At 47.5% G+C, this 21,630-nt stretch carries 19 protein-coding genes, 3 tRNA genes and 1 pseudogene; 15 read left to right on the forward strand and 8 right to left on the reverse strand.

Going from position 1 to position 21,630, the window contains the following annotated elements; translation table 11 throughout:
* Positions 1–16 precede the first annotated feature (16 nt).
* Positions 17–91 (forward strand) — tRNA-Gln (locus FBY58_RS04600).
* A 15-nt stretch (positions 92–106) separates the two neighbouring features.
* Here FBY58_RS04600 and FBY58_RS04605 read toward each other — a convergent pair.
* Positions 107–1,643 (reverse strand): annotated as a pseudogene (locus tag FBY58_RS04605) (sucrose-6-phosphate hydrolase).
* Positions 1,644–1,824: 181 nt separating this feature from the next.
* Here FBY58_RS04605 and FBY58_RS04610 point away from each other — a divergent pair.
* Positions 1,825–1,899: transfer RNA gene (locus FBY58_RS04610), tRNA-Gln, on the forward strand.
* Positions 1,900–1,984: 85 nt separating this feature from the next.
* Here the strand turns inward: FBY58_RS04610 and FBY58_RS04615 are convergent.
* Entirely contained in the window at positions 1,985–2,872 is an 888-nt protein-coding gene (locus FBY58_RS04615) for an aldose 1-epimerase family protein (RefSeq protein ID WP_141919702.1), read from the reverse strand.
* Positions 2,873–3,017: 145 nt separating this feature from the next.
* Between FBY58_RS04615 and FBY58_RS04620 the strand changes: the two genes are divergently transcribed.
* The 5 genes from FBY58_RS04620 to clpX all read left to right on the forward strand — a co-directional run bounded on the left by FBY58_RS04620 (position 3,018) and on the right by clpX (position 7,812).
* A tRNA-Leu gene (locus FBY58_RS04620) sits at positions 3,018–3,102 on the forward strand.
* A gap of 110 nt (positions 3,103–3,212) precedes the next feature.
* Complete coding sequence (gene tig, locus FBY58_RS04625) at positions 3,213–4,700, forward strand: trigger factor (RefSeq protein WP_141919703.1); 1,488 nt, start codon at positions 3,213–3,215, stop codon at positions 4,698–4,700.
* A 17-nt stretch (positions 4,701–4,717) separates the two neighbouring features.
* Positions 4,718–5,680: a glycosyltransferase family 2 protein gene (locus tag FBY58_RS04630; protein WP_141919704.1), complete on the forward strand. Its 963-nt coding sequence runs from the start codon at positions 4,718–4,720 to the stop codon at positions 5,678–5,680.
* Between the two features lie 79 nt (positions 5,681–5,759).
* On the forward strand, positions 5,760–6,392 hold the full coding sequence (clpP, locus tag FBY58_RS04635; RefSeq protein ID WP_141919705.1) for an ATP-dependent Clp endopeptidase proteolytic subunit ClpP: 633 nt from the start codon (positions 5,760–5,762) through the stop codon (positions 6,390–6,392).
* Between the two features lie 151 nt (positions 6,393–6,543).
* Positions 6,544–7,812 (forward strand): ATP-dependent Clp protease ATP-binding subunit ClpX, encoded by a 1,269-nt coding sequence (gene clpX, locus FBY58_RS04640; protein ID WP_141919706.1) that lies wholly within the window; start codon positions 6,544–6,546, stop codon positions 7,810–7,812.
* Between the two features lie 60 nt (positions 7,813–7,872).
* Here clpX and FBY58_RS04645 read toward each other — a convergent pair whose 3' ends face one another.
* Genes FBY58_RS04645 through FBY58_RS04655 form a run of 3 tightly spaced genes read right to left on the reverse strand, consistent with a single transcriptional unit; the run spans position 7,873 to position 9,775 of the window.
* Complete coding sequence (locus tag FBY58_RS04645; protein WP_141919707.1) at positions 7,873–8,484, reverse strand: GNAT family N-acetyltransferase; 612 nt, start codon at positions 8,482–8,484, stop codon at positions 7,873–7,875.
* A gap of 3 nt (positions 8,485–8,487) precedes the next feature.
* The gene (hemF, locus tag FBY58_RS04650; protein ID WP_141919708.1) at positions 8,488–9,330 is read right to left on the reverse strand and encodes an oxygen-dependent coproporphyrinogen oxidase; all 843 of its coding nucleotides are present in this window, start codon (positions 9,328–9,330) and stop codon (positions 8,488–8,490) included.
* The gene (locus FBY58_RS04655; RefSeq protein ID WP_141919709.1) at positions 9,317–9,775 is read right to left on the reverse strand and encodes a tRNA (cytidine(34)-2'-O)-methyltransferase; all 459 of its coding nucleotides are present in this window, start codon (positions 9,773–9,775) and stop codon (positions 9,317–9,319) included. The genes hemF and FBY58_RS04655 overlap by 14 nt, the downstream gene beginning before the upstream one ends.
* A gap of 171 nt (positions 9,776–9,946) precedes the next feature.
* Here FBY58_RS04655 and petA point away from each other — a divergent pair, with 171 nt between their 5' ends.
* Genes petA through FBY58_RS04670 form a run of 3 tightly spaced genes read left to right on the forward strand, consistent with a single transcriptional unit; the run spans position 9,947 to position 12,604 of the window.
* Positions 9,947–10,495 (forward strand): ubiquinol-cytochrome c reductase iron-sulfur subunit, encoded by a 549-nt coding sequence (gene petA / locus FBY58_RS04660; RefSeq protein ID WP_141919710.1) that lies wholly within the window; start codon positions 9,947–9,949, stop codon positions 10,493–10,495.
* 11 nt (positions 10,496–10,506) lie between these two features.
* Positions 10,507–11,763: a cytochrome b N-terminal domain-containing protein gene (locus tag FBY58_RS04665; RefSeq protein ID WP_141919711.1), complete on the forward strand. Its 1,257-nt coding sequence runs from the start codon at positions 10,507–10,509 to the stop codon at positions 11,761–11,763.
* Between the two features lies 1 nt (position 11,764).
* On the forward strand, positions 11,765–12,604 hold the full coding sequence (locus FBY58_RS04670; protein ID WP_141919712.1) for a cytochrome c1: 840 nt from the start codon (positions 11,765–11,767) through the stop codon (positions 12,602–12,604).
* Here FBY58_RS04670 and mtgA read toward each other — a convergent pair.
* Positions 12,537–13,286, reverse strand: a complete 750-nt coding sequence (mtgA, locus tag FBY58_RS04675) for a monofunctional biosynthetic peptidoglycan transglycosylase (protein ID WP_141919713.1) — start codon at positions 13,284–13,286, stop codon at positions 12,537–12,539. The genes FBY58_RS04670 and mtgA overlap by 68 nt on opposite strands.
* Before the next feature lie 141 nt (positions 13,287–13,427).
* Between mtgA and FBY58_RS04680 the strand changes: the two genes are divergently transcribed.
* On the forward strand, positions 13,428–13,922 hold the full coding sequence (locus FBY58_RS04680) for a cytochrome c (RefSeq protein ID WP_141919714.1): 495 nt from the start codon (positions 13,428–13,430) through the stop codon (positions 13,920–13,922).
* 16 nt (positions 13,923–13,938) lie between these two features.
* On the opposite strand, the gene nagA is transcribed toward FBY58_RS04680, so the two are convergent.
* Both nagA and FBY58_RS04690 read right to left on the reverse strand, forming a co-directional pair.
* Positions 13,939–15,084: an N-acetylglucosamine-6-phosphate deacetylase gene (gene nagA, locus FBY58_RS04685; protein ID WP_141919715.1), complete on the reverse strand. Its 1,146-nt coding sequence runs from the start codon at positions 15,082–15,084 to the stop codon at positions 13,939–13,941.
* Between the two features lie 97 nt (positions 15,085–15,181).
* On the reverse strand, positions 15,182–15,796 hold the full coding sequence (locus tag FBY58_RS04690) for a TetR/AcrR family transcriptional regulator (RefSeq protein WP_260432110.1): 615 nt from the start codon (positions 15,794–15,796) through the stop codon (positions 15,182–15,184).
* 100 nt (positions 15,797–15,896) lie between these two features.
* Here FBY58_RS04690 and FBY58_RS04695 point away from each other — a divergent pair, with 100 nt between their 5' ends.
* The 4 genes from FBY58_RS04695 to FBY58_RS04710 all read left to right on the forward strand — a co-directional run bounded on the left by FBY58_RS04695 (position 15,897) and on the right by FBY58_RS04710 (position 21,433).
* Entirely contained in the window at positions 15,897–17,339 is a 1,443-nt protein-coding gene (locus tag FBY58_RS04695; RefSeq protein WP_141919717.1) for an efflux transporter outer membrane subunit, read from the forward strand.
* A 21-nt stretch (positions 17,340–17,360) separates the two neighbouring features.
* Positions 17,361–18,572: an HlyD family efflux transporter periplasmic adaptor subunit gene (locus FBY58_RS04700; RefSeq protein WP_141919718.1), complete on the forward strand. Its 1,212-nt coding sequence runs from the start codon at positions 17,361–17,363 to the stop codon at positions 18,570–18,572.
* On the forward strand, positions 18,550–20,142 hold the full coding sequence (locus FBY58_RS04705; protein ID WP_141919719.1) for a DHA2 family efflux MFS transporter permease subunit: 1,593 nt from the start codon (positions 18,550–18,552) through the stop codon (positions 20,140–20,142). Before FBY58_RS04700 ends, FBY58_RS04705 begins: the two co-directional genes overlap by 23 nt.
* Before the next feature lie 94 nt (positions 20,143–20,236).
* Entirely contained in the window at positions 20,237–21,433 is a 1,197-nt protein-coding gene (locus FBY58_RS04710) for a NupC/NupG family nucleoside CNT transporter (protein ID WP_141919720.1), read from the forward strand.
* The last annotated feature ends 197 nt before the right edge of the window (positions 21,434–21,630 follow it).

The raw sequence follows: 21,630 nt of genomic DNA on the forward strand, positions 1-21,630 counted from the left end.
TGCCTGAAAACGGTATTGGGGCGTAGCCAAGCGGTAAGGCAACGGGTTTTGATCCCGTCATGCGCAGGTTCGAATCCTGCCGCCCCAACCAAACTCCTTTCATTAATTATAATGTTTTCGCTGAAAACGCCGCTTTATTGGCATTCTGAAGCGACCATCTCTTAAAAGAATCAAAGACCGCATAGCCTTCAATGGCGAATAATCGTCCTTCTAAGCTATCTTTGTCTGGGAATATCCGGCTGCTGATGGTGTAGAGGCCTTGTTGTTGCTCATCTCCGACAAAAACTTCGATAGACGACCGATCTAGAAAAATATGCAGCTTTATTTTTGATGCGGCGGGCAGAGGGCAGCTTCTGATACCTTTTACATTCTGCCCAGAGCGGTTCCGATCCAGAACAATGCGATTTTGGCTTCTATCTATAGAGAAGCGTTTCCTGACCCTTACCATTACAGCGGAGCGCAATACCTGCCTGATAGGCGTTGCTTTTTTCAAGGTCGATAACCAGTTCGATTTCTTGTAGCGGCGATTCCATCATGAAGGGATGCTCTGAATCGGAAAGCGTCATCAGGCCATTTGATTTTTCTGCCTGACGCAGCAATTCCAATTCTTTGACAGGGGTCATTAAAACGCGATCACCGACTAAATTCAGTTCACGGGGCAGGGTCATGCAACCTGCCCAGCGATCACGTTGACTCGGTTTAGAATTTTCCCACATGTCAAACCATGCAATCAATATTTGACGGCCATCTTTGGCTTCCAAACGTTGGGCAGCATAAAAATCATGACCATGATCCAGCTCGGCGAAAGCTGCTGTGGGTGTGAAAGTCGTATTCTGCCAATCACCGATAATAGAGCCATTCTGGAAAAGATTGCGGTTTTGATACCCTTTTGCTTTTAGTCCTTGGGGAGAGAACATCAAAATAGTCTGATTACCCAATGGGAAGAAATCGGGGCATTCCCACATGAAAGCCCGTTCCCCCAGCGGCGATTGTGGATTTTCGCCCAGTAAAGATTTGAGAAAGACCCAGTCTTTTAAATTTTCGCTTTGGTATAAGGCGACCTGCCCAATGCCTTGATCGTTTTCGTCATCAGTGCGGTAGCCAACCACCATAAACCAATGGCCGTTTTCTTTCCATATGCGGGGGTCTCTGAAATGGCAGACCTCTTTTGCGGGCGGCGTATCAAGAACAACGCCTTGTTTCTGGAAATGAATGCCGTCTTTGCTGGTTGCCATACACTGCACTTCACGAATAGCATCTGGGCTATCGGGCGATAGAACGGTATGACCTGTATAAATCAGTGTCAGAATGCCTTTGTTATCGACGGCACATCCTGAAAAACAGCCATCCCGATCAAAAGAATCCCCCGGTGCCAAAGCAACAGGGAGCGTTTCCCAATGGACGAGGTCAGTGCTTTTGGCATGTCCCCAATGCATAGGCCCCCAAACCGGAGCAAAAGGGTAGTATTGATAAAAGAGGTGGTATTCACCTTTAAAGAAAATCACACCATTAGGATCATTCATCCAGCCCGTTAAAGGTGCGACATGGAATCCCGGATACCATTCAGAAGATAAAAGTTGATCGCCCGCTTTTTTTTGTGTTGCTTCTGCTTTGGCAAGATTCTCGTAAGAAAGGGATTCCATTATTTAGCCTCTTGTTGGGGTAGAAGAATTATAAAGGATAACGACCCAAGCGAAATATTTTTCCGCCACAAGGCCAAGTGTTTCCTTTTTTCTATATTTTTTTACGGCAAGGCTTTTCAAAAAAAAATTACTTGCTATAACGCGGCTCTTCCAAACAGCTATCGCATAGAGCGAAAATTATTGGGGCGTAGCCAAGCGGTAAGGCAACGGGTTTTGATCCCGTCATGCGCAGGTTCGAATCCTGCCGCCCCAACCAAACTCCTTTTTTCATAAACAAAAGGCCACAAAAGCTTTCGCCTTTGCAGCCCTTTGCGCTCTAACAAAATAGATCAATATTCAGATTACAGATCGTTCTCATCGGCATTGATAAGAATTTCGATGCCAAAAGAATGAGTTTCTTTCGGTTTAATCGGGACAATGCCCGGTTTTTCAAAAATATCGCCTTTGAAATCAGCCGGATCAGAATGACCCTGCCATGGCTCGATGCAAAGATAATCGGCACCCGGTTTCATCCATAAAGCCAAAGACGGCATCAACGGGAAACGGACAATCGCCCCCTTATAGCCAGGTGCGCCCATCCAGACAGAACGGCTGGCGACCTTATCAAAGATCAAAGCGTCATCATTAAACAGGTCATCATTTAAAATGACCGTGCGGTCATGCACTGGATTTTCTCTTGGACCGACGAACAGGCCGTCACCATCGACACCAGAGATAGAACCAACTTCGGCTTTTTCAAAAAGAACGATGTGATTTTTCCGGTCTGCGCCAGTCGGAAGCGGCCATCTTAAGGCTGGATGGAACCCAAAGCTGGCAGGCATTGGAGAATCACTATTATTAGTTACTTTAACGTCGATGACTAGACCGTTTTCTTTAAGATGGTATTCGATATCAAGGGTGAAGGGGAAAGGGTAAACTGTCCGAGTCTCTGAATCATCTTTCAGGCGGAAGCAGACACGATCGGGTTCAACCACCACCGGATCAAACGCTTTCCGGCGAGCAAAACCATGGCGGGGTAGCTCATAGCTTTTATCGCCCAAGCGATAATGGTTTTGAACCAAGGTGCCAACGATAGGGAATAAAAATGGCGCATGGCCACCCCATATTTTAGGATTCCCGTCCCACAGCCAGTCTTGGCCATCGGCATCTTGGATACGTTGCAGTTCGGCACCCGCAGTTGAAATATCGAGTGTCAATGAATTATTTTTTATAGTGATAATCTTGCTCATGGACGGTTTTTATCGCATTTTTTTGAGAAAGCGCCATTTTTTATCGCAATATCCACCTCAAATGCAGGAATATTCGAATAGAAAGCAATGACGGGCTTGCTCTTAGGGAAACTATTGTTATAGACCTCGCCAAAAGATTTTCATTGCGGGCGTGGCGGAAATGGTAGACGCGCTGGATTTAGGTTCCAGTATCGCAAGATGTGGGGGTTCAAGTCCCTTCGCCCGCACCATCCCACTCACTGTTCAGAGGTTTTCCTTCTGAAGAGCGTTTGCTCCGGATTTCCGGAGCGGACATTATTTGGCTTTAAAGCAGAATTCAGAAATAAAGGTTCGTTACGAGATGGAAACTGTCGAAACGTTAAATGAAGGCCTGAAGCGGAACTACACGCTGACTATTACGGCAGATGAGATCCGTAAAAGAATCGATCAGGAAGTTGCTGAAGCAGCCCCCCGCGTCAATATGCCCGGTTTTCGTCCGGGAAAAGTACCGGCAAAGCTGATTCACAAGATGTATGGCGCTTCTATGGCTCAGGATGCCCTGAACAAAGCGCTTCAGGAAGGCGTTCAGAAGCTGTTGAGCGATAAAGGCGAAAAGCCCGCTATGCAGCCTGAAATCGAGCTGACCGAAGGTTACGAACTCGGTAAAGATGCTGAATTGAAGGTGAAATTTGAAATTTTGCCCGCAATTCCTGAAATCTCTTTCGATGACCTGAAGCTGGAACGCCTGACTGTCGAAGCTGACAATGCCGTCATCGACGAAAAAATCAAAGAATTCGCTACCCAGCAGAAAAGCTTTGATGATTCGGAAAAAGGCCACAAAGCCGAAAACGGTGATCTGGTCGTTATTGATTTCGTCGGTAAAGTCGATGGTGAAGCCTTTGAAGGTGGCACCGGTTCAGACATGAATGTCGAAATTGGCGCAGGTCAGTTCATTCCGGGTTTTGAAGAACAGTTGGTTGGTGCCAAGCAGGGCGATAGCCGTGTTTTGAAGGTATCTTTCCCTGAAGATTACACCGTCCCTTATCTGAAAGGTAAGGCCGCAGAATTCGACGTCACGGTCAGTGAAGTTCGTATTCCGCGCAAGGCAGAAGTCAATGATGACTTCGCAAAGTCTCTTGGCCTTGAAAGCCTTGATCAGCTTCGCGACCTGATGAAAGGTCAGATCGAACAGGAATTAAACGGCCTGACGCGCACCCACATGAAGCGCAAGCTGCTTGACCAGTTGGCTGACAGCTACAGCTTTGAAGTGCCTTCACAGATGGTTGAAGCTGAATTCAATCAGATCTGGCAGCAGTTAGAACATGCCGCCAATCATGAAGAAGATTCAGAAGCAGCGCTGGCTGAAATGGAAAAAGAACGCGACGAATATCGCGCCATTGCAGAACGCCGCGTTCGCTTGGGTCTGGCTCTTTCCGACATCGGTGCTAAAAACAACGTTGAAGTTTCCCCTGCTGAAATGAACATGCTTATTTCTCAGGCAGCTCAACGTTACAGCCCAGCAGATCGTCAGCGTTTTGTTGAATATCTGCGTGAAGATCCGATGATGGCCGCTCAGCTTCGCGCTCCGCTTTACGAAGACAAGGTCGTTGATATCCTGTTTGAAAAAGCAGACATCACTGACCGCGCTGTAACGCGTGAAGAACTGGAAGCTGCAATCGAAGCTGAAGATGATAGCATCGGTAAGCATGATCACGACCATGATCATGATCACGAAAAAAAGGATGCTGATTCCAAGCCGAAAGCCAAGAAAGCCGCTGCTCCTAAGAAGAAAGCAGCGCCTAAGAAAAAGGCTCCGGCAAAAGCTGAAAAGAAATCTTCTGACGAATAAGGAAGGTTTCGAACAAAGTGCGGCCTGAAACAGAAACTGCCGCTTTGAAAGTGGCAGTGTTGTTGCCCTGCCATAATGAAGAAGCTGCCATCGGTAAAACGGTGGCAGCTTTTCGTCATGTGCTGCCCGATGCGACTGTTTACGTCTATGACAATAACAGTACCGACAACACCATTGCGGTTGCCCGTCAAAATAACGCCGTTACCCGCAGCGAAAGGTTGCAAGGGAAGGGGCATGTTGTCCGGCGGATGTTCGCTGATATTGATGCCGATGTGTATATTTTGGCTGACGGTGATGCGACATATGATGCCTCGGCTGCGCCTAAGATGGTGAAAATGCTCTATGAGCAAGGGCTGGACATGGTCGTCGGCATTCGGCAATCCGTTTCAGATCAGGCTTATCGTCCTGGTCATCAAATGGGTAATCGTTTGCTGAATGGCATTCTTGCCTGGTTATTTGGCCGCAATTTTACAGATATCCTTTCTGGATATCGGGTTTTTTCAAAACGCTTTGTCAAAAGCTTTCCTGTGTTAAGCACCGGCTTTGAAATCGAAACGGAAATAAGCGTTCATGCCTTGGCACTTCAAATGCCTGTGGCTGAAATCGAGACGCGTTATAGCGCCCGACCAGAAGGTTCTTTTTCCAAATTATCGACTTATCGGGATGGCTGGCGTATTCTTTTAACGATTATGTCGCTTTTTAGATTAGAGCGTCCCTTGCTCTTTTTTGGCATTATCGGGATGTTATTGGCGATTACGGGTATTGGGCTTGCCGTGCCTTTAATGGTTACCTACTGCCATACAGGATTAGTGCCGAGATTACCGACGGCTTTGCTTTCGACGGGGCTTGTTATCCTTTCCAGCCTTTCCTTTGCTTGTGGAATTATTTTGGATACAGTTGTCTATGGGCGTCGAGAAGCGTTAAGACTAGCTTATCTGGCACAGTCAGGTCTTTTTGAATCCCAGCCGAAAGAAAGATAGATATATCTTTGGGCTTGAATTAGTAAGCAAGAGCGACAATCTATAATTTTCGCCAAATAATTAAGGACGCTGTTTTTCGATGAGCCATGATCACGCTGATATCGTCAATGCTTTAATCCCAATGGTTGTCGAACAATCGAACCGTGGTGAACGTAGCTTTGATATTTATTCTCGCCTGTTACGGGAACGTATTATTTTTGTAACCGGTCAGGTCGAAGACCATATGGCTTCGGTGATTTGCGCTCAGCTTTTGTTTCTGGAAGCTGAAAATCCGAAAAAAGATATTTTTCTTTATATCAACTCCCCGGGTGGCGTTGTGACAGCAGGCCTCGCTATTCACGATACTATGCAGTATATCCGTCCAAAGGTCGGTACGCTTTGCATCGGTCAGGCCGCTTCAATGGGTAGCTTCCTGCTTGCTGCGGGTGAACCTGGCATGCGTATTGCCACGACCAACAGCCGTATCATGATTCATCAGCCTTCTGGTGGGGCGCAGGGTATGGCGGCCGATATTGAAATTCAGGCTCGTGAAATCCTGCGGATGCGTCATCGCTTGAATGCTCTTTATGCGAAATATACCAATCAGCCGATTGAAGAGATTGAAAAGGCGATGGATCGCGATAACTTTTTGGAAGCCGACGAAGCCATGGCCTTTGGTTTGATCGACAAAGTCTTTGACAAGCGTCCGCCAGCTTCCGAAGAAAAAGAATAAACAATTCCGAGCGAAATCGGTCTTTTTTATACAGACCCGTTTGACCTTTGCTGCAAAATATCCGTTTTTTCGGATTGCAGCAGAGGGAAAACAAGCGCTAAAACGATCTTGGAATGGATGAAAGCGGCTAAAAGCCGCCAAGGATGATGTTATGACCAAACTGAGCGGCAGCGATTCCAAAAGCACGCTTTACTGTTCTTTCTGCGGCAAATCGCAGCACGAAGTCCGTAAGCTTATCGCCGGGCCGACAGTGTTTATCTGCGATGAATGTGTTGAACTGTGCAACGACATCATTCGCGAGGAAACCAGAGGCGCTTTGCATAAAGGCGACGGCAGCGTGCCGACCCCACAGGAAATCTGTACGATTCTTGACCAATATGTTATCGGACAGAGCAAAGCCAAGCGGGTGCTTTCTGTTGCGGTGCATAACCATTACAAACGGCTGAACCACGGTGGTAAAGACGCCGATGTTGAATTGGCGAAATCCAATATCCTTTTGATCGGGCCTACCGGTTGCGGTAAAACGCTTCTGGCTGAAACCTTAGCACGCACTTTCGATGTGCCTTTCACTATGGCCGATGCTACCACATTGACCGAAGCCGGTTATGTCGGAGAAGATGTCGAAAACATTATCCTGAAATTATTACAGGCTAGTGACTACAATGTGGAACGCGCCCAGCGGGGCATCGTCTATATTGATGAAATCGACAAGATCACCAGAAAATCCGATAACCCGTCTATTACGCGCGATGTTTCCGGTGAAGGCGTGCAGCAGGCCTTGCTGAAACTCATGGAAGGCACCACGGCTTCGGTCCCGCCACAGGGTGGCAGAAAACATCCGCAGCAGGAATTTTTGCAGGTCGACACGACCAATATTCTCTTTATCTGCGGCGGTGCTTTTGCCGGACTTGATCGGATTATTGCGGATCGTCTTGAAGGCAAATCAATCGGTTTCGGCGCGCATGTTTCGGCTCCTGATGAACGGCGCACGGGCAAAATCTTGCAGGAATGCGAACCGGAAGATTTGCTGAAATTCGGCCTCATCCCTGAATTTGTCGGTCGTTTGCCTGTTCTCGCAACGCTTGAAGATTTGGATCAAGAAGCTCTGGTACGGATTTTAACCGAACCGCGGAATGCTTTGGTTAAGCAGTATCAGAAGTTATTTGAGCTGGAAGATGCCAAGCTAGAATTTACCGAAGATGCATTGGCTTCGATTGCGAAGAAGGGCATCGAACGGAAAACCGGCGCACGTGGTTTGCGTTCTATCCTAGAAGGTATCTTGCTGGATACGATGTTCGAACTACCCTCACTTGAGGATATTTCCGAAATCATCGTCGACAAAGATGTCGCCGAAGGAAAGAAAGAACCTGTTCGGGTTTTTGCCAAAAAAGAAAAAGAAGTTAGCCCCGGAGCTGCCTAGAACAGCCCTAGCTAACAGCTTGCCTTAATGAAAAAGAGGCGGTGCTTCATATCCTTTAATCTAGTCGATAACGGGGATATGAGGTGCCGCCTCTTTTGGTAACAACCCCGTAAGACGGGGATCCTCATGAATTTCGATCATCCGCTGAAAAGGGCGGAATTGATGTTTCTGATAGAAGCGCAAGGCTGCGGGATGATCGAGGCTACAGCTATGTAGCCAAACGCGCCGTACATCCGGTCGCCATGCTTTGCTTAACGTATGCCTCATCATGGGATGACCTAGCTTTTTACCAAGACAGGCGCTGGAAAGACCAAAAAAAACAATTTCACATTGGCCTTCTTGGCGAAAATCCAGCTCTACCAGACCGATAATCTGCTGATCTTGATCGCGCAGACGATAGATTTCGATTTTAGGATGGGTGATCAAAGCCTGTAATTCAGAGCTATCCAATTCCAAACGGGAAAACCACAACCACGGGCTGCCTATTTGCCGGAAGAGATCTAGATAGGGCGCGGTTTCTGGATTTTGCCAGTACTCTAAATGGTAGCGTTGGTTTTCAGCATCCAAAATGTCAGTATTTTGAGGTTGTATTGAAATATCGGGTCGGCTTGTCATTTCCAAAGCCGTGATAACGGATGCGATTTGCCCTTTTTCAAGCGAAAGAATCGTCATCGACTATTCCCAAACCGCGATCGGGGGCAGGCTCATTAAAACAGCCTCGGCATCGCCACCCGTTTTCAGACCAAATAAAGTCCCGCGATCATAAAGCAGATTGAATTCGGTATAACGGCCACGATAAACATGCAGTCGATGGAAGTCTTCTTCGCTGACGGGTGTATTTTGCCGTCTAGCAATCAGTTTCAGAAAAATATCGAGAAAGGCACTGCCGACATCTTTGGTAAAAGCAAAATCAGCCTCAAAATCATTGTCGATATAGTCATAAAAAATACCACCAACACCGCGTTTTGTCTGGCGATGGGGAATATCGAAATAACGGTCTGCCCATTCACTAAAACGGGTGTAATAATCAGGATTATGTTGGTCACAGACGGCTTTCAAGGCCAGATGAAATTCATCTGTGTCTTCCTGATAGGGGGTAGAGGGATTAAGATCGATACCGCCCCCAAACCAGCTTTTTTCGGTTTGCAAAAAGCGGCAATTCATATGGATATTGGGGACATGGGGGTTCGCCATATGGGCGACCAGACTGATGCCAGTTGCGAAAAAATGCGGGTCTTTTTCTGTTCCCGGAATTTTCTGCGCGAAATCAGGAGAGAAACAACCTTTGACGGTCGAAATATTGACCCCGACCTTTTCAAAAATCTGGCCTTTCATCAAAGACCGAATGCCATGTCCTTTTTGAATGCCAAAACTGTCAGAATTCTTTTGCCATGGCGTCGGCAAGAAAACAGCCTGACTGCCTGCTTGATGCTCTACCGCTTCAAATTGCTGGCAAATACGATTGCGTAATTGATGAAACCAATCCGAAACCGTCTGTTGTTGTTTATCTAACTTCATGTGCGAAGCCTCCTGTCTGGCGTAGGGCTTCAGCCAAAGCGATACCCGCCGAAACCGCAATATTCAAAGAACGGAAATCGGAGAGCAGCGGTATTCGGACCTGATGGGTAGCTGCCTTATGGACAAAATCGGGGGCGCCTGCGGATTCAGAACCGAACAGCAGAATATCATCCGGTTTAAAAGTCATTTCCGGTAATGGAATATCGCCAGCTGTGGTCAGTAATACCAAACGTTCTGATCGCGCTTCTTGAAAGCTATTCCAGTCATTATGCCGCACGGGCGGGGCTATTCTTGCATAATCCATGCCCGCCCGTTTCAAAGCACGATCGGAAAAGGCAAATCCACAAGGTTCTATAATATCGACACCGACACCAAAACAGGCCGCCGTTCTCAGGATTGTTCCTACATTACCGGCAATATCCGGTTGATATAACGCTATTCTCATTATTCGGATTATAATAATAGTTGGCAAATTATGCCAAAAAAGTTTATTACAAATATCAATAATTTTTTATTTTAATACATATCAAAAACCCGAAAAGGCTAAGGGAAATATATTTTCCTGCTGTGGAATTGCTCGACCCCCTTGGGGTGTCCGGTGAGGGGAGGAGAATCTATGCCGTCTTCTGAAAAAAGCTTGCCCAAAGATATGGATCGCCGCGATTTCCTAAATGTCGCCGCCGTCGGTTTAACGGGCATCGGTGTTTGTGGGGCTGCGGTGCCGTTTATCGCGCAAATGAATCCGTCAAAGGATGTCGCAGAGCAAGAGAAAACAGAAGTCGATATTTCCTCCGTCCAGCCGGGGCAAACCGTCAAAGTTGTCTGGCGCGGACAGCCTGTCTTCATCCGTAATTTGACAGAACAGGAAATAACCGAGGCCAATGCCGTCGCGATGTCTGACCTTCGTGATCCTGAGACCTTGGAACAAAGAACCAAGGCAGGCAAGAATAACTGGCTGGTGACAATGGCGCTTTGCACACATCTCGGCTGCATTCCACAAGGCGGTAATGCCGGAGAGCCGAAAGGCGAATATGGCGGCTACATCTGTTCTTGCCATGGTTCCGCTTTTGACACGGCAGGCCGTATCAGAAGGGGGCCTGCACCGACCAATCTGACTGTCCCACCTTATCGTTTTATCAGTCCTTCTGTCATCTCTATCGGTTGAGCTTATTTGTTATGAACCTGTCTCCGCCTCCATACCGGCCAAAAAATTCTTTTACCCGATGGCTGGATGACCGTCTGCCTGTTATCCGGTTACTGCATGATGTGATCGGCGGGGGATATCTTGTTCCCCGTAACCTTAACTGGTTGTGGAATTTCGGGGTGTTGGCAGGCATTGCCCTGACAATTCAAATTGTCACGGGCTTGGCCTTGGCGATGCATTACGTTGCCAGCAGCAGTGAAGCATTCAATTCGATTGAAGGCATTATGCGCTATGTCGGTTTCGGGTGGTTAATCCGATATGGCCATATGGCAGGTGCCAGTTTGTTTTTCGCTGCCCTTTATATCCATATGTTTCGCGGTGTTTATTATGGTTCCTATAAAGCACCCCGTGAAATGATCTGGTTGATTGGCGTTTTGTTGTTCATGTTAGCCATGGCGACTGCTTTTCTTGGATATACGTTGGTTTGGGGACAGATGAGCTATTGGGCTGCCCAAGTTATTACCGGCCTATTTTCGGTTGTGCCTTTTGTTGGTGAAAAGATAAGAATTTGGATTTTAGGCGGATTCTCGCCCAATGCGGCTACGGTGAACCGTTTCTTTGTTCTTCATTTTACGCTGCCATTTGTCATTCTGGCGGTGGTCGGGTTGCATGTCTGGGCTTTGCATCGGAAAGGTTCGGGTAATCCAACTGGTATAGAGGTGCAAAAACCAGAAGAAGTCGTCCCCATGCACCCTTATTATGTTGTCAAGGACGCGGTCGCGGTTTGCGTCTTTTTGTTGATTTTTTGTAGTCTGGTTTTCTTTTATCCGAATGCCTTCTCTGACCCCGATAATTATATTCCTGCTAATCCTTTTTCGACACCTGCACATATCAAACCGGAATGGTATTTCTGGCCGTTTTATGCTGTTTTACGCTCCTTTACCGTTAACTTCATGGGCATACCGGCCAAGGTCTGGGGTGTTCTGGGTATGGGGCTATCGGTTATAGTTTGGGGCTTGCTCCCTTGGCTTGATAACTCGCCTGTAAGATCGGGGCGTTACCGGCCTCTTTTTCGGTGTTTTTTCCTGTTTTTTCTGGCGGATATGCTTTTATTGGGATTTTGCGGCAAACAGCCCGCCGAAGAGCCATGGATAAGATTGGGGCAATGGGCATCCCTTTATTATTTCGCCTTTTTCTTGGTGATCTTGCCGATTTTACCGCTGTTTGAAAAAACAAAAGCCGTGCCTTTTTCGATAGACGAGGCAGAGAATAAAAGAACGGATGCCTGATATGCTGAATTTTATCCGCCGTATCGGCTTCATACGCCTTTTATGTCTGTTGGCTGGTCTTGGCATGTGCCTTGTGTTGTTATGGGGCGTTATCCAACCCAGAGTAAAACAGGATGTTGATCCCGCTATCCGTTACCAAAAGCCGTTAAAGCCCTTAAAATTGTCAAGTGATGGGCTGACGGAACATTTTGACAAGAAGCAATTGCGGCGCGGTTTTACCGTCTTCCAGTCTGTTTGTGCATCCTGCCACGGGGTAAACCAAGTCCGTTTTCAGGATTTGACTGAAATCGGTTATAGTAAAGCCGAGATTGATACCATCCGTCAGGAATGGATTAATCGCGTGCCGGATATTGATCCGAATACAGGCGAAGCCTTGATGCGTCAGCCTAACCGAACTGACCGGATTACAGGCCCTTATTACAATCCATTGGGCACATTAGGCATTACCAATGCCCCTGATTTATCCTTGATGACCAAGGCCAGAAAAGGCGGCACGCGCTATATCTATTCTTTGCTGACTGGCTATGAAACAGAGCCCAAGGAAATAGCCGAACGCTATCCCCAATTAAAAACACCGGAAGGCAGTTTTTATAATCCTTATTTTAAAGGGTTACATGTCGCGATGCCTTTGGCTCTTCTGACAGATAATCAGGTTAGCTATGAAGATGGCACCAAGGCCAGCACCGATCAGATGGCACAAGATGTGACGGCTTTCTTGAAATGGACGGCGGAACCGGAATTGGAAAACCGCCACCGTATAGGGTTGGGTGTTATTATTTTCCTGCTTGTGGCAACGGGGCTTTCGGTTGTCTGTTGCTACCGGATATGGCGGAAGATTTAGCGGGCGACGGCAGCAGGCAACGATCCAGTCCAGATTTTCTGACCAAGGCAATACGACTTTGAATAATATTGCCGTAACGGCGGACAAAGCCTTTTGGTGTTTGGACACTGCGTTTTTTGGGTAGCGGGAAAATAGCCGCTAATCTGGCCGCCTCCGAGGCAGAAAGATGGCTAGCATCATGATGGAAGTAAAATTGTGATGCCGCCTCGACGCCGTATATTCCACGGCCTGTTTCAGCAATATTGAGGTAGACCTCCATAATGCGTCGTTTTGACCAGATATGTTCAATTAGAAACGTGAAATAAGCTTCGATAATTTTACGACTATAGCCGCCATTTTGCCATAAAAAGACGTTTTTGGCGGTTTGCTGACTGATTGTAGAGCCTCCGCGAATACGTCCGCCGCTGGCATTATGTTTGGCGGCTTGTTCAATAGCGGTAAAATCGAAACCATGATGGGAACAGAAACGGCTATCTTCAGCCGCAATAACCGCATCCGCCATAATAGGATCTATCCGATTTAAGGGACGCCAACGATAATCAAGACCATAGCCCATTATTCGGTTAGTTATCATGGTGAGGGTGACCGGAGGGGGGATAAAGCGATAAAATCCCGCCCATAAACAGGATAATAAAAGAGAAATAACAAAAATCCGGCAGAAAAAACGAAAAAGCCGACACATCCTGTTTTATTCCCTTGATTAGCCCTGTTAAGCAGATAACCGACGAAAACGACTGCAATTTCAGGCTTTATAGCAAGATTTTTAGGCTTTATAGCCATAATAACGATGTTTTTTGAAATGGTAGAGAAGAGGGCAATAGCCATGAAAAACGCGATCAATCTTAAGCTTTTGGCCAGACTGTGTTTCGCGGCTATGCCTGTTTTTTCCGGTTTTGTCGGAAGTCAGCTATGGGCTGCCCCCGTTGGGATTGTGCCTTATATGGCGAATTGCTCTTCATGCCATCAGCCCAAAGGACAGGGTTCCGCCAATCTTGCCCCAAAATTGACGAACCGTATCGGGAAAATTGCGACTTTTGACGATGGCCGCCGTTATATGCTGTCAGTCGTTTTCAATGGTATGGCAGGACGGGTTGTTGTTGAAAATATGCCTTTTTTAGGGGTGATGACCCCGTTAGGCTCATTAAAAGACGAGGATATCGCGGGCGCGCTTAATTATATTATGTCGTTGCAAAATATGCCTCAGATCAAGCCTTTTACCGCAGCAGAAGTGAAAGCTGCCCGTTCACTACCGAAAAAATCGGCACCTCAGATGACCATCGAACGACAGAAATTAATTGCCGCACATGGGCCTTTCTAGACTGGGAATTACTGTCCTAGCATTTTTCGCCGGATATCCAGACTGATTGCGGTTTTAATTTTTCATCCATCACAACGAAGTCGGCTCTTTTCCCTACTTCTAAGCTACCACGGTCGTCTAAACCCAGAAAACGGGCAGGGGTGAGGGATGCCATTCGTGAGGCCGCAACCAAGGAAATATCAGCAAATTTTACCATATTGGCAAAAGCCGCTGCCATATCGAGCAATGAACCTGCCAAAACATTTTTGTCATCGGTAATCCGGCCATCACGCCGATAAATCATTTGTTCCTGTAGCAAGAAGTGATCCTGTTCCCATCCGGTTAAGGGCATCGCATCAGTTATCAACATTAACCGGTCGGCACCTTTGGCTTTATACGCCAAGCGAATATTGGAAGGATGCACATGCTGCCCATCGGCAATAATACCGGCATAGGCGCTGTCACTATCTAAAGCGGCTCCCACCATAGAGGGCGCGCGACTGCTATTTTGAGACATCGCATTAAACAGATGGGTAAATCCACGTGCACCAGCAGCAACGGCCTTTATGGCAGTATCGTAATCGCTATCGGAATGGCCGATAGAGACAATCACGCCTGCTTGTGACAGCCTTTTAATAACCGAAATATCCATCGTTTCTGGCGCCAGAGTCAAAAGGATTTTGAAGCTATCTTTGTTTTTTTGTGCGCTATCACAAAGGAAACGAATATCTTCTTCGCTGATGGGGCGAATTTTGTTTTCTGCATGGATGCCACGCCGTTTCATGGCGATGAAAGGCCCTTCAATATGAAGGCCGACAACTCCTTTGATGCCTAATCTTACCGCCTGTTCAATTGCCAGAACTGCTTTTTTGATAGTGGTCGTGTCTTCGCTCACCAAAGTCGGCATCAAAGCCGTCGTTCCAAAGGCACGATGGGCGGCGGCAATAGTGGCGATCGAGTCAACATCAGGATTGTCATTCAGAAGACAGCCGCCGCCGCCATTCACCTGAATGTCGATAAAACCAGCCAAGACAAGCTGATTACCCAGATCAACGATCGGTATACCAGATGGCACCGGTTGATCTGTAATAGCCTGTATCAGGCCGTCTTCGATCAACAGGGTGTGATCTGGCAATAGTGCATCCGGTGTAACGATCTGACCATGCGTAAGGGCAATCTGCATCGGGACATCTTTCAGGATTAAAATGGGGCGTTTGAACGGGCTGTGTGCAATAACGACCGGACTTTTTGAAAAAGTCGAAGTAAGATACAGGGTATCTTTAGGGGGCGTAAGCCTTTAGGAAAAGGGAGACGATCCGGCTGACATCCTCTTCGAGTGTTTCTTCAATATCTGGTTGAGGAATATTATAGAGGCGGGAAGGCATGCTTTTCGCGCATAAGGCATGCAGTAAGAAAGACGCCGCTTTTTGAGGATCGTCTTTTCTAAGCTGATTTTTTTCCATGGCGGATTCAAAATAGATCGCGAGTTTTTGCATGGCGACCTTGGGACCCGCGTCATAGAAAATTTTGCCGACCTCGGGGAAACGCCAACTTTCGACAACCGCCAGCCGTAATAAGGTTTTCTTTTCCGGTTTAATAATATTCCGGCAAAGGTGACGGCCATATTGGTTCAGCGTGACTTCAATTTCAGCTTGTGGATTAAGTAAATCTGTATAAACCTTATGAAAGTCGCCTGTTAGCCGTTCTATCACCGCAGAAAATAAGGCCTCTTTAGAGGGGAAATGAGACCACAGTGTCCCTTTTGACCCTCCGACTTTGGCCGCGATAGCCGACATGGAGGTTTCAGCATACCCTTTTTCAAGGAAAAAGCGCTTTGCTTCTTCGAGGATAGCTTCCCGGCGATCTACGCATTTTTGTTGCTTTGATATATTCATAATTTCCATAATGCAAAATACTCTACAGTACGATTCGACCTTGACAAAAACCGCCTTCTAACCCAAGAAAAAAGTTGTACTATCTGGTACGGAAAAATTTATGCATCTTAAACGACCACTCATTACCAGTATTTCTGTAGCAACGCTATTGCTGACAGGATGTGCCTCAATTCCTAAACTGGGGAAAGCGCCTAAAGTAAAAGACGTACATGATTATGCAACGGCACAATCCCTTGCAGGTAACGAAGTGGCATGGCCAGGCGAAGGTTGGTGGAAGTCATATGGTGACCCTCAACTAGACCAACTGATGACCGAAGCTTTAGCGAAAGCGCCTGATATGGCGATTGCCAAGGCACGGGTATTGTCGGCGGCTGGTAGCAAGCAAGTTGCGGGTGCTGGATTATTGCCTTCCATTAACGGCTTTGTCGGAACCGGTGCGGGGCACCTGATGAAAGATCAGGAAATCCGGCAGATGGCGCGCGAAACCGGTGGGGGGGATAGCTTTAAAGACTGGGGCGATGGTGGTTCGTCTTTTCTGACTATCCGTTATAATCTGGATATCTGGGGTGGGTATCGCGCCAAATTGGCTGCAGCGACCTCGGAATCTAAAGCGGCTTTAGTCGATTCACACGAAGCGGCTTTGATGCTGACGACTGGTATTGCTGCTGCCTACGCCAACCTTTCCCGCCTGTTCGAAGAACGGGAAGTGTTGCAACGTAGTTTGGAAGTGCGCAGCCAGATCGTCAAGCTGACCCAGCAGAGATTGGGACATGGCCTTGATAATGATGCGGTGATGCAAGATGCCAGCGCAAGACAAGCCAATGCCCAAGCTGATTTGATCGCCAATCAAGAATCTATTGATCTTGCTCGACATCAGATTGCAGCGCTTATGGGGGCAGGGCCTGATCGTGGTATGGTAATTCAACGGCCACAATCCGTTAAATTGCGGGCGGTTGGTTTACCGGATAACGCGGCATTAGACCTTTTGGGACGGCGGCCTGATATTGTAGCCGCACGTTTGACTGCGGAAGCCGCCGGTTATCGGGTCAAAGTCGCTAAAACCCAGTTTTATCCCAATGTCAGCCTTAACGGTATCGTTGGATATCAGACGCGGGCTTTAGAACATATGGCGACCCATGGTTTGGCTTTGGGGGCCGCCAGTGCCGCCCTTAACCTCCCGATTTTTAGAGGGGGCAGCCTGTCAGGTCAGTATCGCGAAGCATGGGCAACCTATCAGGAAGCTGTTGGTAGTTATGACAAAACATTGTCACAAGCTTTGCAACAGGTAGCTGATGCCGCGACGAGTCAAAAACAGCTCAATCTGCAGCTTGACCAAACAGCTCAGGCGCTTAATCATGCCGAACTTTCTTATAATGTGTCAGCCAACCGATATAAAAGCGGTCTCGTGACTTATATCGATGTTTTACAGGGGGAAGAAAACGTTCTGACCCTAAGAAAAGCAGTCGCCGATCTTCGGGCGAGAGCCTTCCAGCTTGATGTCTCATTGATTCAGGCTTTGGGTGGCGGTTTTACGGCAGCATAACTTTTTTTGTGAGTGACAACTATGGCAGATCATAATCCCACGGTTCAGGCCGCCGCAGATCAGGGTGACAGCAAGCTGTCATTGGATAAAGAAAACGAAAACGCTACCGAAAATACCGATTCCCAGCCGGATAAAACTAACAAAGCCAACAGAAAACGTTGGCTTCGTTATCTGGCCATCGGTCTGATCGTTATCGCAATAATCTATGCCATCTGGTATTTTTTAGTGGGTTCGCGTCATGCGACCACTGACAATGCCTATACCAATGCGGAATCAGCACAGGTTATGGCATTGGTTTCAGGACCGGTCGCACAGGTTTTTGTTTCGGATACGCAGCAGGTTCAAAAAGGTGATTTGCTGGTTCGCCTTAATCCGGATGACCAAGTCATCGCTTTGGCAAAAGCTGAAGCTGATATGGCCTCAGCAGAAAGAAGATTTGGCCAGACATCTGCCAGCAGCGATGCGCTTTCTCAAGCCGTGATGGCACAGCAGGCTAGCGTTGAACAAGCCGAAGCCAATTATCTGGCTGCTCAGTCAACCTATCATCGTGCAGAAACCGATTATAACCGTCGCCATTCTTTAGTCGAATCTGGTGCTGTTTCTCGGGATGAAATGACAGCGGTCTCCAATGCTTTGGAAAAAGCACGGGCGGCTTTATTGCAAAGTCATGCCGCTGTTGATCAGGCACATGCAGCCAAAGAACAGGCTATCGGTAATTTTGAAGCCAATCAGGCTTTGATCAAAAACACGACGGTCAGCACCAATCCGCAGGTTCGTGCCGCCAAAGCCAATTTGGATCAGGCTCGTTTGGATAACAGCCGTCTTGAAATTCGCGCGCCTATGGCGGGTGTTGTTACCCAGCGTCAGGTACAGGTTGGACAGCGTGTCAATGTCGGCACGCCGATTGCGACCATTGTTCCGATTGAACAAATTTATGTTGATGCCAATTTCAAAGAAACCCAGCTGGGTAAAGTGAAAGTCGGTCAGACGGCAACCGTGAAATCAGATCTTTATGGGGGTGATATCGTTTATCACGGCCATGTCGTTGGTTTCTCTGGTGGTACTGGTGCTGCTTTCTCTCTTATCCCTGCCCAGAATGCGACGGGTAACTGGATCAAAGTTGTTCAGCGTTTGCCTGTTCGTATTGCCCTTGATCCCAAGGAATTGAGAGCCCATCCGCTGCGCGTGGGTTTGTCGATGGAGGCTGACATTGACCTTTCTTCAAAAAACTAGTCATCAACTGCATGACTTTTTTGCGGGATTTTCTTTTGGCCCACCGGGAGACCGGCGGGCACCCGCTTCTGCTGAAGGTCTTTTATCTGGCTCCAAACAGGCAATAGCCTGTATTATTTTGGCGATGACCAATTTTATGGTCGTGCTTGATACGACCATCGCCAATGTGTCGGTGCCGCATATTGCCGGAGACCTCGCGGTTTCCAACTCCCAAGGCACTTGGGTTATTACCTCTTATGCGGTGGCCGAAGCTATCTGTGTGCCATTGACCGGCTGGCTTTCCCGCCGCTTTGGTACCGTGCTTTTATTCTTTATTTCAATTCTCGGTTTTACAACCTTCTCTTGCCTATGCGGTTTTTCGCATAGTTTGCTCGTTTTGCTGATTTTCCGTTGTCTGCAGGGCTTTTTTGGTGGTCCTTTGATGCCGATTACGCAAACGCTCTTGTTGCGTGTGTTCAAAAAAGAACAACATGCGCAGGCTATGGGTATTTGGGCAATGACGACCATTACCGCTCCGATTATCGGGCCTATCATGGGCGGTTGGCTCAGCGATAACTGGTCGTGGCCGTGGATTTTCTATATCAATATTCCGATCGGGGTTATCTGCGCTGTAGGTGTCTTTGCACTGTTGCGTGGTATCGAAACCCGCACATTCAAGGAATATATTGATAAGGGCGGCTTGGCTATCATGGTGACATGGATTGCCTGCCTCCAGATCGCGCTTGATTTGGGTCATGACCATGACTGGTTGAGCAGCAGCATGATTGTCACGCTTCTGGTTGTGGCGGCGATCGGTTTTACGGTCTTCGTCATCTGGGAGTTGACTGAAAAAGAACCGATTGTTGATCTCAAGATTTTCAGACATCGTGGTTTCACAATTAGTGTTCTATCGCTCTCATTCAGTTTCGGGGTGTTTTTCGCCTCGGCGGTTATTATTCCGCAATGGCTGCAGCGTGTGATGGGCTATACCGCGACGGATTCTGGTCTTGTGACCGCTATGTCCGGTATTTTGGCCGTCTTTTTCTCACCGATTGTTGCCAAACTAAGTGGCAAAGTTGATCCGCGTATTCTCGTCAGCTTTGGTATTTTGTGGCTGGGCGGCTGTACAGCGCTCAGAACGCTATGGGATACCAATAGCAGTTATTGGATATTTGCGGTTCCGCAATTCCTGCAAGGGATCGGGATGCCGTTTTTCTTTGTGCCGTTAACGACCTTGGCGCTTTCTTCGGTTTTGCCAGAAGAAACGACATCGGCGGCCGGTCTCATGAACTTTTTAAGAACATTGGCCGGCGCTATCGGTACATCATGGTCAACGACGGTTTGGGAAGATTATGCCCGCGTCATGCATAATGAGCTGGCCAACGTCATTCCTACCCCGAATGTGGTCTTGCCACTTTTGCAAATGGGCGGGCGAAATACGGTTAAGGCAAGGGCATTTTTCGATGCCTTGGTCGATACACAGTCTTATGCGCTTTCGACCACCCATATTTTCTTTATCAGCACGATTGTCTTTATTGTTGCTTCTTCTGTGATCTGGCTCGCGCCAGCGCCCAAGAAAAAGCAGAAATAACGGTCTTCCCGAATAGACCTGCCTTCGTATAAGGATAAGCGAAGGCAGGTCATTTAAAGGGGTAGGGGTTATTTTTACAGAACGACTAACCGGCATAGCGGGAGCGCTATGCCTTATTTTGATTGCTTTCGGGCTATCTTCAAACCGTCGCAAAATCAAAATACGACAGGTCTGTGGCGCTTTTATTACGCAGATCGTGATCGCCATTCTTATTCTTTATGTCCCTTTCGGGCAAAATATGATGGCGGCATTAGCGCGCTTCGTGAATAATTTCATAGGATATGCGTCTGCTGGGTCGGCTTTCCTTTTTGGTCCTTTGGCAACATCCCCATTGGGGCATAATTTTGCCATGCAGGCTTTGCCGGTTCTGATCTTTTTTTCTTCCCTGATTTCTATTCTTTACCATTTGGGTATGATGCAGTTTCTGGTGCGCTGGATTGGCGGTGCGATTGAAAAGCTGACCCAGATCGGTCGGGTTGAAGCCATCAATTGCGCAACCAATATTTTTGTCGGGCAGAGTGAATCTCCCTTGGTCGTTGGACCCTATTTAGGGGAATTGCCACCAGAACGACTGTTTACGATTATGGTAACCGGCATGAGCGGTATCGCGGGTACGTTGCTGGCCGCTTATGCCCAAATGGGTATTCGTCTTGATTACCTGTTGACTGCCAATCTGATGGCGGCACCCGCCGGTATTATGATGGCAAAAATCATGATGCCAGATCTGACAGAAAGTGCCGCATTTGAAGAAAAAATAGCCCCCCATCAGAAAAAATCGGCCAATATCATTATGGCCGCAGCTGAAGGTGCACAACAAGGTGTTAAGTTGGCGGTCGCCGTTGGGGCGATGGTGATGGCTTTTGTTGCTTTGGTGGCTATGGCGAATGGATTTTGTTCGATGGTCGGCAGCTGGTTTGGATGGCCAGATTTAACCTTTCAAAGCTTGATCGGTGCGGCTTTCCGCCCTGTCATGTGGTTAGTCGGTGTGCCTTGGTCAGAAGCAGGAACCGCTGGTGGCTTGATGGGCGAAAAAGTCATTCTGAACGAGTTTATTGCCTATATTCATTTTGGCCAAATAACATCGGGTTTATCACCTCATACGATGGCTATCGTTACCTTCGCGCTTTGTGGTTTTGCCAATATTTCATCCATCGCCATTCAGATGGCAGTAACCGGTGGTATTGTTCCGCATCAGCGTCCTGTTATCGCCCGATTGGGTGGTCGTGCCTTGGTTGCTGCGATGCTGGCTAATTTAATGAGCGCCACACTTGCTGGTTTGTTGGTGTCCTGAATTATGTCAAAAACGATAGCAAAAAGTCTTTTAAAGGCTATGACAATCGAAAAAGAATCTTTGTTTTACAAAGGTTTGTTAAGGGTATCTGTTACGGATATCGTCTCTTCTTCTAATCTTTTTACATCCCCTTTGAAAAATATTTATCCGGCGCGACAAAACCCTGTCAGTTGCTGGCAATATAATGTAACGAATGG

Origin of the sequence: Zymomonas mobilis, from assembly GCF_006715975.1 — a bacterium.
GTDB lineage: Bacteria > Pseudomonadota > Alphaproteobacteria > Sphingomonadales > Sphingomonadaceae > Zymomonas > Zymomonas mobilis_B.

Bases quoted from the DNA above. Each gene is read 5' to 3' on its own strand.
- mtgA (WP_141919713.1), bottom strand. From the start codon at position 13,286: ATGTGTCGGCTTTTTCGTTTTTTCTGCCGGATTTTTGTTATTTCTCTT.
- nagA (WP_141919715.1), bottom strand. From the start codon at position 15,084: ATGCAGATTGCCCTTACGCATGGTCAGATCGTTACACCGGATGCACTA.
- FBY58_RS04615 (WP_141919702.1), bottom strand. From the start codon at position 2,872: ATGAGCAAGATTATCACTATAAAAAATAATTCATTGACACTCGATATT.
- FBY58_RS04670 (WP_141919712.1), top strand. From the start codon at position 11,765: ATGCTGAATTTTATCCGCCGTATCGGCTTCATACGCCTTTTATGTCTG.
- clpX (WP_141919706.1), top strand. From the start codon at position 6,544: ATGACCAAACTGAGCGGCAGCGATTCCAAAAGCACGCTTTACTGTTCT.
- FBY58_RS04655 (WP_141919709.1), bottom strand. From the start codon at position 9,775: ATGAGAATAGCGTTATATCAACCGGATATTGCCGGTAATGTAGGAACA.
- tig (WP_141919703.1), top strand. From the start codon at position 3,213: ATGGAAACTGTCGAAACGTTAAATGAAGGCCTGAAGCGGAACTACACG.
- FBY58_RS04665 (WP_141919711.1), top strand. From the start codon at position 10,507: ATGAACCTGTCTCCGCCTCCATACCGGCCAAAAAATTCTTTTACCCGA.
- clpP (WP_141919705.1), top strand. From the start codon at position 5,760: ATGAGCCATGATCACGCTGATATCGTCAATGCTTTAATCCCAATGGTT.
- FBY58_RS04645 (WP_141919707.1), bottom strand. From the start codon at position 8,484: ATGACGATTCTTTCGCTTGAAAAAGGGCAAATCGCATCCGTTATCACG.
- FBY58_RS04690 (WP_260432110.1), bottom strand. From the start codon at position 15,796: ATGAATATATCAAAGCAACAAAAATGCGTAGATCGCCGGGAAGCTATC.
- petA (WP_141919710.1), top strand. From the start codon at position 9,947: ATGCCGTCTTCTGAAAAAAGCTTGCCCAAAGATATGGATCGCCGCGAT.
- FBY58_RS04695 (WP_141919717.1), top strand. From the start codon at position 15,897: ATGCATCTTAAACGACCACTCATTACCAGTATTTCTGTAGCAACGCTA.
- hemF (WP_141919708.1), bottom strand. From the start codon at position 9,330: ATGAAGTTAGATAAACAACAACAGACGGTTTCGGATTGGTTTCATCAA.
- FBY58_RS04680 (WP_141919714.1), top strand. From the start codon at position 13,428: ATGAAAAACGCGATCAATCTTAAGCTTTTGGCCAGACTGTGTTTCGCG.
- FBY58_RS04700 (WP_141919718.1), top strand. From the start codon at position 17,361: ATGGCAGATCATAATCCCACGGTTCAGGCCGCCGCAGATCAGGGTGAC.